Annotated in this window: 13 protein-coding genes and 1 tRNA gene; 4 read left to right on the forward strand and 10 right to left on the reverse strand. The window is 66.8% G+C overall.

Annotation, left to right across the window (positions count from 1 at the left end; genetic code table 11):
- Genes COC42_RS05980 through COC42_RS05990 form a run of 3 tightly spaced genes read right to left on the reverse strand, consistent with a single transcriptional unit; the run spans position 1 to position 4,329 of the window.
- A complete protein-coding gene (locus COC42_RS05980) occupies positions 1-1,389 on the reverse strand; it encodes an EH signature domain-containing protein (RefSeq protein ID WP_096342272.1) in 1,389 nt (462 codons plus the stop codon).
- Positions 1,386-2,120, reverse strand: coding sequence for an OmpA/MotB family protein (locus COC42_RS05985; protein ID WP_245843880.1), 735 nt, complete (start codon positions 2,118-2,120; stop codon positions 1,386-1,388). The genes COC42_RS05980 and COC42_RS05985 overlap by 4 nt, the downstream gene beginning before the upstream one ends.
- A gap of 4 nt (positions 2,121-2,124) precedes the next feature.
- Positions 2,125-4,329 carry a hypothetical protein gene (locus COC42_RS05990; protein ID WP_141395789.1) on the reverse strand — a complete coding sequence of 735 codons (2,205 nt, stop codon included), beginning with the start codon at positions 4,327-4,329 and terminating at the stop codon, positions 2,125-2,127.
- Positions 4,330-4,573: 244 nt separating this feature from the next.
- Between COC42_RS05990 and COC42_RS05995 the strand changes: the two genes are divergently transcribed.
- Positions 4,574-5,023: a hypothetical protein gene (locus COC42_RS05995; protein ID WP_096342274.1), complete on the forward strand. Its 450-nt coding sequence runs from the start codon at positions 4,574-4,576 to the stop codon at positions 5,021-5,023.
- On the forward strand, positions 5,020-5,691 hold the full coding sequence (locus tag COC42_RS06000) for a hypothetical protein (protein ID WP_096342275.1): 672 nt from the start codon (positions 5,020-5,022) through the stop codon (positions 5,689-5,691). Before COC42_RS05995 ends, COC42_RS06000 begins: the two co-directional genes overlap by 4 nt.
- Positions 5,692-5,926: 235 nt before the next feature.
- Here COC42_RS06000 and COC42_RS06005 read toward each other — a convergent pair whose 3' ends face one another.
- The 5 genes from COC42_RS06005 to COC42_RS06025 form a co-directional block, all read right to left on the reverse strand.
- Positions 5,927-7,627, reverse strand: coding sequence for an ATP-binding protein (locus tag COC42_RS06005; protein ID WP_096342276.1), 1,701 nt, complete (start codon positions 7,625-7,627; stop codon positions 5,927-5,929).
- A gap of 10 nt (positions 7,628-7,637) precedes the next feature.
- The gene (locus COC42_RS06010) at positions 7,638-8,672 is read right to left on the reverse strand and encodes an SIR2 family protein (protein WP_141395790.1); all 1,035 of its coding nucleotides are present in this window, start codon (positions 8,670-8,672) and stop codon (positions 7,638-7,640) included.
- A gap of 101 nt (positions 8,673-8,773) precedes the next feature.
- The gene (locus tag COC42_RS06015; RefSeq protein ID WP_096342278.1) at positions 8,774-10,438 is read right to left on the reverse strand and encodes a DUF262 domain-containing protein; all 1,665 of its coding nucleotides are present in this window, start codon (positions 10,436-10,438) and stop codon (positions 8,774-8,776) included.
- 562 nt (positions 10,439-11,000) lie between these two features.
- Positions 11,001-11,076: transfer RNA gene (locus tag COC42_RS06020), tRNA-Ala, on the reverse strand.
- A gap of 109 nt (positions 11,077-11,185) precedes the next feature.
- A complete protein-coding gene (locus tag COC42_RS06025; protein ID WP_096342279.1) occupies positions 11,186-11,506 on the reverse strand; it encodes an FYDLN acid domain-containing protein in 321 nt (106 codons plus the stop codon).
- 106 nt (positions 11,507-11,612) lie between these two features.
- Between COC42_RS06025 and aroA the strand changes: the two genes are divergently transcribed.
- A complete protein-coding gene (gene aroA / locus COC42_RS06030; protein WP_096342280.1) occupies positions 11,613-12,956 on the forward strand; it encodes a 3-phosphoshikimate 1-carboxyvinyltransferase in 1,344 nt (447 codons plus the stop codon).
- Positions 12,953-13,579: a (d)CMP kinase gene (gene cmk / locus COC42_RS06035; protein WP_096342281.1), complete on the forward strand. Its 627-nt coding sequence runs from the start codon at positions 12,953-12,955 to the stop codon at positions 13,577-13,579. Before aroA ends, cmk begins: the two co-directional genes overlap by 4 nt.
- A 34-nt stretch (positions 13,580-13,613) precedes the next feature.
- Here the strand turns inward: cmk and COC42_RS06040 are convergent, their stop codons facing one another.
- Positions 13,614-14,411, reverse strand: coding sequence for a M23 family metallopeptidase (locus COC42_RS06040; protein ID WP_245843999.1), 798 nt, complete (start codon positions 14,409-14,411; stop codon positions 13,614-13,616).
- Between the two features lie 35 nt (positions 14,412-14,446).
- A complete protein-coding gene (locus COC42_RS06045; protein ID WP_096343135.1) occupies positions 14,447-14,647 on the reverse strand; it encodes a DUF2093 domain-containing protein in 201 nt (66 codons plus the stop codon).
- Positions 14,648-14,675 lie beyond the last annotated feature (28 nt).

The raw sequence follows: 14,675 nt of genomic DNA on the forward strand, positions 1-14,675 counted from the left end.
CTACCAACCTCCCCGGCCGTGCACCGGATGCGGGATGCCGGTTACCGCGTGAATGTGCCTCGCGAACCGCGGCTCCCAGTTGCTGGTGTGAGAGATGTGCCGGAAGCCCTGGCCACCCGTCATGGCCTTCAGCCGGCCGCTGTCGTACTGCTTCTGGTACTGCACCGGGGCCCGCGGGTCAGAGGCCTGCCAGAACCTGCACGCGCCGTTGTGGCTCCACTCGGCGATCCTCAGATCCCCCATCGAGATGATCACCGAGGAGTGGCTAGACTCGGCGCCACCCCCGGTCGAGATCCGGCCGTGGCGGATCGTCGCGTCACGGTCGGTGAGGCCGCGAGCCTTCTGCTCGGCTCGCGGCCCGAAGGCCATCCAGGCGTCGTCGATCGCGCCTGCATCGACGTATGCGAGCCAGAACTTTGTGCGCTGCGCCCACTGGTACGGGTCGTTCGTCGTCTTCGCCACGATCTCGAAAAACTCCCGCATCGCAGCGCGGACCACCCACCGGCGGAGGACGGCCAGGGCATCTTCCGCCTCAGCGCCCAGGCCGAGCTCCTGCAAGTTCGCACGGACGCGGTCCCAGCGGCTCCGGTCGAGCCTTGGGTCCCCAATGCGAGTCACCAAGAGCCTCGAGACCGCACCCCGGTGAGCCTCGCTGGGAGACGCGCGTCTCCACGGCCTAAGCAGTGCATACACCAGCACCGCCGGCAGGGCCGACTTCGCGCCGACGGTGTCCATGAGGCCGATGAGGCAGGAACCCTGGCGCTCGGCCGCGGCTCCCTCAGCCGTCGCGGCCTGCCGGCAGGCGGCCTCGAAGCAGGCCTGCACGAACGCGGCATCCACGCTGGCGCTGTCGAACCCTGCATCCATGAGCCGCTGCAACGCTGACGCCTGGTCGCCCTCCAGCATGGCCCCGCCAAGCCGCGCGGGGCCCTCGAGGGGTTCCCAGAGCGACCAGCGTCTTCCCCGTTCGCGCCAGGGCCAGTCATGGCGCTCGGCCGCAACGCGAACGGCGGCAGCGAGCTGCCCGAAGGCTGGATGGGCGACGGGGAAGTGGGAGAGGTATCCGCCGATGATGCTTTGGTCGAAGGTGCGGCGGCCCGCCGAGAGGCCGGTCGACAGTGCCTCGCTGGCGAGCGGGACGTGCTCGTCGTCCGCCCAGACGGTGCGGAGCAGCCATCTCATCTCGGAGGGCTTCAGGGAGGTCAGGCGCAGACCCGTGACCCTGGCGAGGAAGGCGGACCTCTCTTCGTCGTCGATGGCAGGCTCCAGCATCGTCTCGTCAGGCAGACTCGCGACCGCCCGCTCCGTGGCTGTCTGGCGGCCGGGCGGTCTCGAGTAGCCGCGCTCGGCACCTCGCGCCGCCTTCTCGCTCGCCTGCCGCAGGCTCATCGGCGCACCAGGACCTGACCGAAGCCGCCGGTCTCCGTGGGAGTAGCCATCAGGAAGCGCAGATCAATGCGGCGGTTGCGCCTCTTCGCGTCCTCGCCGTCCCCGGTGTCGACCGGGCGGTCGGGCCCGTAGCCGCTGACTCCGAGAATCGGGACCGATTCCTTTTCGGAGGGCGGCAGGCTGCGAAGCCGCTCCAGGTCGGGCGCCCCCAGGACGAGCTGCCGGTACGTGTTAGTCGCACGGCGGACGGAGAGGTCCCAGTTGTCCATTCCCCCGAGCATCGGGTCCTTGTCGGTGTGGCCCTCGACGAAGATGGCGTCGATGTGGTGCGGAGAGGCGGCGCAGCCGCGGCGCGGCAGCCCGAAGGCGTAGCAGGGCAGGACGCGCGCCATCTCGCGTCCGACGATGGAGACAGCCCTCACGCCGCCAGGCGACAGCTCGTACTGACCCTTCGCGAACAGGACGTCCTCTGGGAGCCGGAGCACGCCGGTGTCGTAGTCCACCACGACCTGCACGCCCTGCTCCTTCAGCCGCTTCTCTATCTGCGCGAGGATCTCGGTACGGGTGCGCTCGGCCCCGGTCAGCTGGTCGGTGGTTTGCCGGTACTGAAGCGCGAAGTAGACGAGCATAATGACGAAGATGAACAGCAGTCCGACCATCATGTCCGACATCGAGATGAAGTAGCTCTCCTCCTCGTCCTGGGGACGGCGCCTACGCGTTGCCGCTTCCACGCGCTCAGGCTCCCTGCCTGATCCGGCCGAGCACGTCCTCGACGTTCTCCGCCATCTCCTTCAGTGGCTCGATCGAGGCACTCAGGCGTCCGACCGCCGTGCCGAGCGCGTCGTCGATCCGGCCGACGTGGGCGTTGAGGTGGTCCGCGTGCTCGGAGGAGGCGGATGCGATCTTCTCGAGCGCTTCGCCGAGCGCCCTGTCGACGTCGGCGAAGCGGGCGCGGTATTCCGACCACGCTTGGGTCGCCGCTGCGGTCGTCTCGGCGAGCCTTCCCGAGAGCCGCTCGAGATCGGCCCTGTTCGCCTCCGCCACCCGCGACTGGGTCTCCATCAGCTCCCGCGTGGTCGCGAGCGAGGTGCCGATCGAGGACGTCGCCTCTCGGATCGGGGCCGTCGCGGCCTGCACGTCGCTGGCCGCCTGTCCCAGGGCAGTCGCCATGCCGCGGGCGCGCTCGCTGGCCTCGCTGAGGCGGCTCGTGTGGTCGTCCGACGCGCGGGTCGACCGCTCGATGCTGGAGGCGACGGTCTCCATGCGTGACGACGTCGTCCGCAGCGTGTCGACGAGCCCGGCGCTCGCCGCCTCGAAGCGCTGGTTGAAGCCCGCAAATGCCGACACAAGCGCCTCCGCGCCCGCCGCTGCCGCACGGGACACCGCTTCGTCGATGGCGCCAGTCATGCCCTCGGCCGCACGTGACGTGGCCTGCTCCAGCGCGGCGGCCGCGCGGGCGAGCACCTCCGCGTTCCGGTCAGCGGCCGCGCCGGCGCCCGCCGTCATCCGCTCACCCTGCTCGACGATGCGCTGCTGCATCCTCTCGAATGCGGTCTGGATGGTGTCGTTGGCGGAGCCGAACTGCTCCAGGGCGCGACGGGTGGCCTCGTTTCCCTCCGCCATCGCTGAGGTGACCGCATCGCGGATCGCCTCGACCATTTCCTTGGAGGCGGCGGTCGACTGGGCACGCATGTCCGCCCCCATGGAGAGCAGAACCTCGCGGTTCTCCTCGGCGGTCTTGCGGTTGAGCTCCTGCACCTCGGCGAACTGGCCAGCCGTGCGCTGTGCGGCGTCCTCGGCCTCTTTGTTAAGTCGGCCACCCACCTCCTCGATGCGGGAGTTGAGCGTCTCGAAGGCCCGGTTCATCTGTTCGGAAGCCTCGGAGAACTGGCGCGCGGCGCTCTCGATCTGCTGGTTCGCTGCGGCGCCACTCCCCTCCAGGTTGGCGGACACTCCGGACAGCTTCTCCGTCATGTCGGTGAGCGACTGGGCCAGCGCCTCCATCTCGCGGCCGGCGTTCTTGCTCAGCGCATCGCCCAACTCCTTGCCGATCTGGTTGAAGCCGCCGCTCCGGAATTCCTCCATGCTCGTGTGGATGCGTCCGAGCTGAGCGGCCATCGGCTCGATGGCCGTGGTGAAGTTCTCCCGAATGGCCGCCGCCAGCTCCGTCGCGAGCGTCTTGGTGGCGGTGGTCTGCTCCTTCGCCTCCACCAGCTGAGAGGCGGCGATGCTTTGCGGCGGGAGGAACTGCATCCCGTGCTCGAGCTGGTCCGAGAGCCGGGCCAGATCGCGTTCGACCTGAACCTTCCAGCGACGGTCGAAGGCGCGCAGCAGGATCGATCCTGCTACCCCGCCGACCGAGGTCCAGAACTTCGCCGCAGTGACGCTGAGCAGGGTCACGAGGGACCTCTGCATCACGGCCGGGTCGGCGCTGGAGCCCAGCGCGCTTGTGGCCGCGGCTAGCGCCGCTACGATGCCGAGAAAGGTGATGACGAGGCCAAGCGCCACGAAGATGTTCGCCCACCAGTTCAGGCCACGCGCGCCGTCGCTCAGGTGCAGGAAGAAGCCTTCCGGTCTTGAGGTGTTGCGGATTGGGGACTCGTTGGGCTCAACGATCGTCTCCTTGTACTCGGCCCAGGCACGCTGGAGATCATGGGTCTGGCGGCCGCCCTCGCGCATGACCTCATCGACCTCGCCAAAGCGCGCGGCGAACGCTGCCTGACACTCGTCGACCTGCTCTCCCTTGAGCACGTCGTCGAGCACGGCCAGCCGCCGTCGAAGGGCCAGCATCATCGGTCGGTGGTGCTGGGCGTAGTTCTTGACGATCAGCGTTGCCGCAGTGCCGAGCAACGCGAGAAATAGAAGGAAGGCGAGGTTCTCACCGACGCCGGGTATGCCGGTGAAGAACCAAATAAGACTAGAGTTGATGTAGCCTATCACGCTGCGCCCCCCGGCGGGGCGCCCCTGCGCTGCCCCGGCTCAAGTTCTCTTATGAGGCCGACGATAATACAAGGCGGCATAAAGGACCGAGTATCTGCGGCTCATGCCCGCGCGAAGGGCCACGCCGGTCCCGGGGAGGACAACTGACCGATTTGGGCGCAAACCGCGCTGCTGTTATCGCCAGCCACCCCGCGATAAGCTACCAACCCAGGTTCAGCTCCGCTGGACTGGGGTCGAGTGCACGATGATAAACGAGGAAGAGGCCCGGCAGGGCTTTAACGAGCTTAGGGCAGCGCTGCGCAGGGCTGGCCTGGCGTGGATCGCGGAGCAGGTCGAGCAAACCGTCGTACTCGGCAAGCCGGTCACCAAAGAAGCCGACGCGAGCGAGTTCATCGATGACCAAGTCGCCGGCCAACGCCGCGGCCGACAACGCCTCCAAGAGTTCGTGACGACAGAGCCCTACAGCTATGTTGAACGCCTCCGCCTCCTGCTCGACGCCATCGAACGCGTGACCGCCCTGCCCGACTTCGAGCGGCAGGCCCTCGCTGACCTCGAGGCTGAAACGGTGACATTCGTGTCCGAGCAGGATGATGAGCCCGACCGCGACCTGCAGCGCGGCCGCACCCCCGACGAGGAGGCGACACGGCGGCGGGTCCAGGCGGCGGTGCAGGAAGCCCGGAAGGCACTCGCATGACGACCGCCGCGACCCTCGTGGGGCAGATCGCCGCGATTCTTGGCCCCGCCATAGGCACCAACTACTCGGCGTCCTCGGCCGCCAATGATGCGTTTGAGGGTTATACCTTCGCGCTTGTAGTGCGCGCGGCGCGCGCGGCGGGGGCGACTGTCACCTTCGAGGACAACGAGGGACACGCGACCACCACCCTCACTTTCCGGACCTCGCCCGGCGACATCTTCAGCCCGAAGAGGAAATATGCGCACGCCGTGATCGAGCTGCCGGGATGCCCGGCGCTCGAGGCGCACATCGGCGTTAAGGTCAGCGGGCAGTCGAAAGTCCTGCACGAGTGCGACGTGGCGGTAATCGATCGGCACGAGGCGCGAATCTGCCGGGCGAGCCGCGTGCATCCGCGCGCCCGCAAGGTCCCGATCGCGATCGAGTGCAAGTTCTACGCGAGCACGCTCCAGCTCGGGCTCGCCCGTGGCTATCTCGGCCTCGCCGAGGAGCTGACTAAGCGGAACAGGCTGCTGGTGACGAACACAACATCGGAGACCGCCGCCAAAATGATTACTTACCATAAAGCGGAATGGGAGTTCGATCTGTCGTCGCCGTCCTCCGCCAAGGCCGCCGACCTAGAGGCTAAGTTAAAAACAATCTTCCGCAACTACTCGGCGACACATCGATAATAATAATGAAAGCCTACCCCCCAGGATCGAGCCCCCGATGGCAACAGGCATCCGCAGGGACAAAGTAAACCGATGTGCAATAGATATGGCATATCCGCCAAGCAGGCCGCACCGCATGTGTCCATTTTCGCGAGTCATAGTAGACCCCAAACACAGACGTTCAGCTGCTAATTTCCGCTCTCCAACCACGGACATTGATTCAGGTCACGACGGGGTCATGTCAACGCCCCGCAACTCAGACGGATTGGGCCCTCCACGCCGCAAGGACACCATCAACGTCCAGATCGATGGGAGCAGCAGACCAGGTGTACGTAAACGAAGCGTCGTCGCTCTGCGGCTGCGGTTCCGGGCGAGAAATCCTGATCCTCGTCGGCATCATGACCGAGTCCCCCAGCAGAATGGCCTCGCCACGCCGGAGCGTGGAGAACATGGACGTTATGCCGCGCACCGAGTCGGGGAGCAGATTGCGGACGTAGGCCTGATCATCGGGGTTCGAGATCCGTAGGCAGAGGAAGCTACCGCATTGCGACAGGATGGTGCTCGACAGCTCGCGGGGGCGCTGGCTTATGACCGTCAGGCTTATGCCGTACTTCCGGCCTTCCTTCGCGATCCGCTCGGCCGACTTCCTCGCCGACTCGCATGAGGGGTCGTCGTCGGAGAGGTAGATGTGCGCCTCGTCCGCGAATACCGCGATCGGATAGCGCTCGCCTTTGAGGCGTCGGTGCCAATAGGCGAAGTCGAAGAGGCAGCGCTGGATCAGCGAGATTACCGACGAGCGCACGTCGAAAGGCGTTGAGCTCAGATCGACGACGACGATCTTGCGCCGCTCACCGCTGGTCTCGCCCAGAAGTCGCCGGAACAGGTCGGACATCGACCCTGACGACGTGTAGGTCTTCGGCTTGAAGATGAGATCGTATCGTCGATCGTTCATGCGCGAGTCGAGCCGCATGAGCAGGCGGCTGAACTGTCCGTAGAGCGGACCGTTCACCTCCCGGTTCGACGCTCCGATGACGCGCTCCGTGTCCAGTCGGCGAAACTCGTCGACTATGCGCTTCAGGCTGAAGTGGACCGGCGTGTCGATCGTGATCTTCGGAATGCCTAGCGCCTGGTTTTCCGAATCCTCCTGCTTTGCCGCTTGCAGCAGCTCCTTGAATTTCGCGATCTGGTTCGGCGCAGCCGACTCCGCCCGGTCGACCATGAGCCCGAGCAGCTCCTCCGAGTTCATCAGCCAGTAGGGCAGCTCCAGATCGGATGCGGAGATCACCTCGGCCTGATCGCCGAAGGCCGAGCCGTATTCGCCGTGCAGATCGAACAGAACGACCGTGGCTTGCGGAAAGGCGCAAATGCGCTGGATGATCGAAGCCACCGTCCACGACTTGCCGCCGCCGGTCTGTCCCAGGACCGCCGCATGTCGGGTCAGGAAGGCGTCCAGGTTGATCTTGGCCTCCTGCGCCGGGATCAGCGATAGGCGTCCGAGCGAGAAGTCGCCTTCCGCATAACCCTCGTAGATCCTATCGATCATCCGGTCGTCGACCGCGAACACCGGCGCGTTCACTGTCGGCAGCACGTCCGTGCCGCGCTCGAACGTGCCGGACGCGTCGATGGTCCCGACGGGCACGGTCGACAGACTGCGCGACACCCGGTCCAGGAGCGCCAGATCGGCACTGGCGGCCTCGCGCATGTCGGGTGCCGCTATCCGCTCCTCCTTCATTTCGATGCCTGTCACCATGCACAGGAGGTAACCCGAAGGGAGCGAGACCGACACGAAGGTGCCCGGCTGTCCGATAAGCAGCGGAACGGGACCGTTCGGACTGGGCATGTCGACCGTCATGCTGACGGGCACGCCCGCCGTGCCCTCCTCGTCCTCCTCCAGCAGCGACACGAAGACCTGATCGCCCGTTACGGCCACGACCTTGCCGATCCGGTAGTCCGACATTCCTTCTCCTCTACTTGAACAGTTCGACGAACCTGCTGAACATCCAGCAGTCCGTGCCGTCGTGGTTCGGGGAGCCCCCGGCAATCCCGCCGTCGTGGAAACCGGCGCTGAATGCGCCGAGACTCTTCAGCGGCGCCATTCCAGCCGTCTCGCTTTCGCAGAGCGCGAACAACCTTATGCGCCCGGCGCCGACGACTGGCACGAGCAGGTTGTCGTTGATGTGCTCGTCACCAAAGCTGAACCCGCAGCTCACCAGGTAGCGGCAGTCGGTGCCGAGGGCATTGCGCGCCGCCGTGAACAGGGCGTCGTGCGGAGCATTGAGCGTGTCCATCACCTTGCGGCGGCGCGGCAGGATCATGACTCGCCGGTCGGCCGCGTCGATGGATGCAGGATGCCGTTCGAAGAAGCGATCGCCTCGTCCGATCCACGACACGGATCCATGCAGCTTCATGAGGCGCACCGTCAGCACCGGGTGTTCGGCGAAGGTCATCCGCTGCCGCCTGCCGCAGGACAAAGTGAACCGCTGCGGATCGAAGAAGCGCTCCACCGAACCGATGAAACCCGTCTCGACCACCACCCCGGCTTCGGCTCCGGCCATCTCGAACAGCAGGTCGTAGTTCGTCGTGAACACGTGCACGCAGGCGGGTTGCCCGAAGGCCCTCGTCTTCAGCGCAGTCAAGAAGGCGACGTGGTTGTCCAGCTTCGGGGTCGAAACCGAGAGGATTACCTCTGTGATCAGGTCACGCAGGCGGACTTCGAGCTCTTGGAACCGAGGCAGTCCGGTCGAGATCGCGTGCGAGATGACCAGATCGGCTATCGCCTCGACGTTCGGCTCCCCCTTTACCGCATCGTAGGTCTGACCAGTCGCGGCGAGGACCTCGTCGAGGATCTGCCGTTCTGGCGAGCTCAGGCCGGCGACCACCTGGCGGGTCAGGCCAGGCATCATAGGGTAGCCCGCCTCCACGGACGTACCCGCCCCAAAGAGGAAGCCGCTGGTTGACAGGCCGCCGTTGCCGATGTTCGGCAGCACCTGATCCAGTCGCACGGCCCACCCTTCTATCGTTGTTCCGTCAGTCTAGCGGTATGCGGCCCTGAGGGAAGAGCGGAGCGGCTTGCGCGATCGGCCAGACGAGCTCGCTGCGGCGATCAATCCGCCCACTCTTCGCGCACGAACTCCTCGATCGCCGCAGCCCGATCGAGAACCGCCTGCCTGTTCCAGCGCTGTCCCTCCTGGATCGATCGTCCCACCGCCATGGTGGCCTGCAGCCCGCACTCCACATAGCGGGCCGCCTTGTCCTGAGGAGGCTTGTCCTTGAGGGAGGAGTTCACCTTGGGTGGCAGCATTGTTAGGTTGCCCAGGTGGTGGACGTATCGCTTGCCCGAACTCCGCGGCATGATGTGCTCGACCGAGCGCGCCGGATCGGCGGCCCAGACCTTCGCCCACTGCGACTCGTTGATCTGCATGCCAGCCTCGCGCGCCAGATGCTCCTCGTATCGGAAAAGCACGTAGCGGACCTCCTCGGCCCACCCGTCGTACCAGTTGTCCCACGAGTCCTCGAAGATGACTTCGTCGATCGAATAGCCGTCGCCGAGTTCTGCGAGAGCGGCCGCCACCGCCTTCGGCGGCAGCTTGCTGGCGAGCACGTCATATCCTAGGCGCACGTACTCGCCGACCTTCGTCCTCGTGTCCTTTCCGGCGAGCGTGAAGATGCGGAAGGTGACCCGCTCCCAAGCCGAGAGCAAGTCACGTTCGGTCTTCTCGTCGAAGCCGCGCAGGAGGATGGCGATCGCCAGGAACCGGGCGTGCGCGATGCGGGTCACGGCGGCACGACGCTGGTCGGCCTTCAGCTCGAGCGACTTCCGCACGACCGCCTTCAACCATGATGCCGCTTCGACGATCGACTTCAGCGTGGTGCCCGCGATCCGCAACAGTTCGATTGAGGCGTCCTCGTCCGAGAGAATCCGGTTGGGCCGTGTCTCCCGCGACCACGTCCCGGCGAAGCGCAGCGCCTCATCGCCGACACGCTCCTCCAGGCCCAGATCGCGATAGACGTCCTTCCAGATGCTCTGCATCTCGTGAAGGCCTTCGGTCCGTGAGCCCTCGTCCACGTGCTCGTAGATCGAGGCCACGAGCTGGCTTTTCGTCTTGTCCAACCAGCGGACGTCGAGCCCACGGCTGTTGAGCACCTCGAAGACCCGATAGACCGTCGATTGGTCGGCTAGCTCGTGGTAGATCACGGAGAGCCGGTGCCGGATGGTGAACACCAGGTCAGTCAGTGAGCCGGTCGCCTTCCACTGGTCGACGAACGCCTCGCACTCGTCGGCCGCTTCGACGAGGTTGTCGTCTGCAGCCGTGACGACGGCCTTTCGCTTGATCACGCCCGTCCGGACGTAGGTGGTGAAGACGTCGCTGCTGTCGTGGTTCGTCTGGAGCAGGACCAGATTGTGCTCGTCGCCCTTGACCAGCAGGTCGGCCAGCTCGCCCTTGATCTTCGCCTCCGCCTTGTCTCCGTCCCCCAGCGCCTTCTCGATCGCCTTGAGGAGGATAACGAGGGTGGTCACTCGCTGCTGTCCGTCGACCAGATCGACCACCCCGAATTCATCCGCGCCGATCGTCCTGCGTTCGCGGGCGAGGCCGACCACCGTCGCCATAAAGTGCTCCCGACCGGATCGCTGCGCCTCCCGTATGTCGGCGAACAGGTCTTCGCGTTGGCGATGCTGCCAGGAGTATGCCCGCTGATAGTCGGGGATGCGGAACAGCCGCGCCTGCATGAGCTTGGCAATGGACAGGTGCATTGGATTAAGCTGCATCTGAGCTCCTCCTCGCGAGGTCCGGCGCGGAACCGATCGGCTTCTACTCAGCCTTGCTCTTAACGCCAGGGCATCAGGCAAACGCCTAAGCCTCGCGCGACCAGCATTAGGTAGCTGCCGACCGCATTAGCATGAACGAAGGGGAGCTTACGCCTATTTGGCGATCGTAACCGGACGGGCCCCTTTCCGCCCAAAATGCGGAGGTTCTACTTCCACCATGATGGGTGACCGAACGCTTGCGCCTGATAGGCGAGTCTGCGTTCTCACGACTGAGTAGGAAGTCGGGACTGCGGTTTAGGTCCGCAGCTCACACTACCGCTGCACGCGCTGCTGAAATAAGCGAGCGCCGACGAAGCCGCCGAACCGCTCCTCTAAGCCGATGCAAGTCAGGAATGTCCGTCCGGGTCAGTCGAGACCGATGCACACGCTAGAGCGACGCAGATCCTGATGGCATTCGGGAGAAGGATCGCTTGCGATACCAGCGCGATACCAGAAGCAACAGAAGAACCTCGCAAAGAAGAACCTCGTCGCAGTTATATGCAGCAACTGCAAAGACTTAGAATGGTGGAGCCGAGGGGGATCGAACCCCTGACCTTCGCAATGCCATTGCGACGCTCTCCCAGCTGAGCTACGGCCCCATCGTTCCGGGAAGGCGCCCATTAGGGGCGCTTCGCTGGGTTGGCAAGCGCGTTTTTGCGGCTGCCGTCGGCGGGTTCCGGACAGGCGCGCTGCCCGGAACCCGGCCGATCAGTTCTCGTCGTCGTCGGCGGGTGCCTCGACGCCCAGATCGTCGTCGCCGCCCAGGTCGACATCGTCGTCGGCGGGGGTGTCGTCGTCCTCGGTATCGATGTCGAGATCGTCACCCAGGTCCGAATCGGCTTCCTTGTCCTTGGCGGGATCGGCCTTCACCGCCTCGAACGGCAGCGGCTGCTTCGACTTCAGGATGGGCTCGGGCTCCCACGCATAGCCGCAGTTGATGCAGGTGACGGGCTCGTCCTTCTGCAAGTCGTAGAAGCGGGTTCCGCATTTCGGGCACGAACGCTTCGTGCCCCATTCCGGCTTGACCATGCCGCGTATCGCCTTTCGGATGGGATGATTTTCGGGCCTTGAGAAGGGTCCGCGAAGTGGCGCGCGCCTTGCCATAGTGCAAGCCCCCTGTCAAAAGCCCGCGCCCATGCACGCCCCCCTTTCCCCCCGGCCCCTGTCGATCGCCGCCGCCGGCCCGTTGAAGGGCGAGGTCACGGTCCCCGGCGACAAGTCGATCAGTCACCGCTCGCTGATGTTCGCCGGCCTCGCGATCGGGACAAGCCGCATCCGCGGGCTCTTGGAGGGCGAGGACGTGCTCGCCACCGCGGCGGCCATGCGCGCGATGGGCGCGACGATCGAGCGGCGCGAGGATGGCGAGTGGCGCGTCGCGGGGGTCGGCGTCGGCGGGCTGCTCCAGCCGAACACCGCGCTCGACATGGGCAATTCCGGCACCTCGACCCGGCTGCTGATGGGCCTCGTCGCCAGCCACCCGATCACCGCGACCTTCACAGGCGATGCCAGCCTGTCGAAGCGGCCGATGGCACGCGTCATCGAACCGCTGTCGCGTATGGGCGCGGACTTCACCGCCAGCCCAGGCGACCGTTTGCCGCTGACGATGCGCGGCCTCTGCCCGGCGGTGCCGATCGAGTACGAACTTCCCGTCGCCTCGGCGCAGGTCAAGTCGGCGGTGCTGCTCGCGGGCCTCAACACGCCGGGCATCACCCGCGTGATCGAACGTGTGCCGACGCGCGACCATAGCGAGCGGATGCTGCGCGGCTTCGGTGCCGATCTGAACGTCGAGGGCGAGGTCGTGTCGATCCGCGGCGAGGCCGAGCTGCGCGCGCAGGATATCGACGTGCCGGGCGACCCCTCCTCGGCGGGCTTCTGGATGGTCGCCGCGTCGATCGTGCCGGGGTCGGACGTGACGATCCGCAACGTGCTGATGAACCCGACACGGACGGGCCTGATCGCCGCGCTGCGCCTGATGGGCGCGTCGATCGAGGCGCTGGGCACGCGCGATGTCGGGGGCGAAGCGGTCGCCGACCTGCGCGTCCGCCACGCGCCTTTGTCGGCCATCGAAGTCCCGCCCGACCTCGCGCCGAGCATGATCGACGAATATCCGGTGCTCTTCGTCGCCGCCGCCTTTGCGAAGGGGCACACCGTCGCCCGCGGCGCGCACGAGCTTCGCGTCAAGGAATCGGACCGCATCGCCGCGATGGCCGCCGCGCTCGGCCTCGCGGGCGTGCGCGTCGAGGAGCATGAGGACGGCCTGTCAATCGAGGGCCGCGATGGCGAGCCGCTTGTCGGCACCGGCGGCGCGCGCGTCGCCAGCCTGCTCGACCACCGCATCGCGATGGCGATGGCGGTGGCGGGGATGCACGCTGCCCGACCCGTCGCGATCGACGACGCCGCGCCGATCGCCACAAGCTATCCGGGCTTCATCGCGACGGCGCAGGCGCTCGGCGCGCAGCCGACTTGGCTCGACGCATGATCATCGCCGTCGACGGACCCGCCGCATCGGGCAAGGGCACGATCGCGCGCGCGCTGGCGAAGCATTTCGGCCTGCCGCATCTCGACACCGGCCTTCTTTATCGCGCTGTTGCCGCGCGGGTGCTGGCCGAGGGGCTCGATCCGGCGCGCGAGGCCGATGTGGTGGCGATGTGCGACTTCGACGAGGGCCTGCTGGCCTCGCCGGACCTGCGTACCGATCATGTCGGCAAGACCGCCTCGATCGTGTCGGCGCATCCGCTGGTGCGCGCGGCGCTGCTCCAGCGGCAGCGGCGGTTCGCGCAGCAGGAGGGGGGCGCGGTGCTCGACGGGCGCGATATCGGCACCGTCATCGCCCCCGACGCCGACGTGAAGCTGTTCGTGAAAGCGACCCCCGCGATCCGCGCCCGCCGCCGTCACGAGGAACTGCGCCGCCACGGCATCGAGGTCAGCTACGACCGCGTCCTCGCCGATATCCGCGCGCGCGACGACCGCGACAGCCGCCGCAGTGAAGCCCCGCTTCGCCAGGCCGCCGACGCCGCGGTGCTGGATACGAGCTTCCTGTCGATCGAGGCGGCGGTCCAGCGCGCGGTCGCGCTGGCCGAGGCGCAGATGGCGCGGCACTGAAGCGCGCCTCCCCTGCCTGAACAGGGGGGCTTTGTTACCCCATCGGCCCCGCCAGGAGCGCCGGATCGATCCGCGCCTCGCGCCACTTCATGCCCCAGTGAAGATGCGGCCCCGTCGCCCGCCCCGTCGCGCCCACCGCGCCGATCGGCTGGCCCTGTCGCACTGACTCCCCCTCGCGCACGTCGATGCGCGACAAATGGAGAAACGCGCTGTTGAGGCCCATCCCGTGGTCGATCATCAGCAGCAACCCTTCGAGCGTGAAGGGCGCCGCCGCCGCGAGGATCACCACGCCATCGGCCGGCGCCACCACCGGCGCGCCGGTCGGCCGCGCGACATCAACGCCCGAATGATAGGCGCCGGGCTCGCCCGCATAGATGCGCTGCGACCCGAACCGGCCCGAGATGCGGCCCCTGGCCGGCCAGACGAAACGCTGCCGCCACCCCTGCGCCGCCGACTCCATCGCGCGCGCCGCGGCGATGCGCGCAAGTTCGGGGGCACGGCGGCGGGCGAACTCGGCACTCGGCTGGCTGATGCGGGGCAGCGTCGGCAACCGCTCGATCTGCCAGTCGCCTGGCGCGACGGCGACGATCTCGCTCATGACCCGACCGTCGCGGGTTTTACCGGTCAGCCGCGCCATCGGCCCGGCATCCCGATCGAACGCGATGAGGAAACGGCGGTCGGCGGCGACCGTCACCGGCGCGCCGTCCAGCGTCAGCGCCGCCAGCTCCGGGGGCGCGAGGCCGATCATCGAGCCGCCCTGCACCGCCCGTCCGCTCAATCCGAAACGCGATCCTTGAGCAAGGCCACGACGGGCAAACGCCCCGATCGCCAGCGCGCCGCCGGCCCCCAGCACCCCTCGCCGAGCAATCACGCGCCCGTCAGCACCTTCGTCGCGATCTCGGCGCTGGCATAGGGCTCCTGCCGCGACACGCTCCAATATTTGAGCGCGTCGAGCGCGATCCGCTCGCCCGTCACCGCGCACAGCACATGATCTCCCGGCGACAGCACGCGAAAGCCGTTGGCCATGAAGTGGAGGCGGGCGGGACGGGCGGTGTTCGACATCAGCATGGGCATCGCGTCCCCGGCATCGGGGCTC

Origin of the sequence: Sphingomonas spermidinifaciens, from assembly GCF_002351485.1 — a bacterium.
GTDB classification, from domain to species: Bacteria; Pseudomonadota; Alphaproteobacteria; order Sphingomonadales; family Sphingomonadaceae; genus Sphingomonas; species Sphingomonas spermidinifaciens.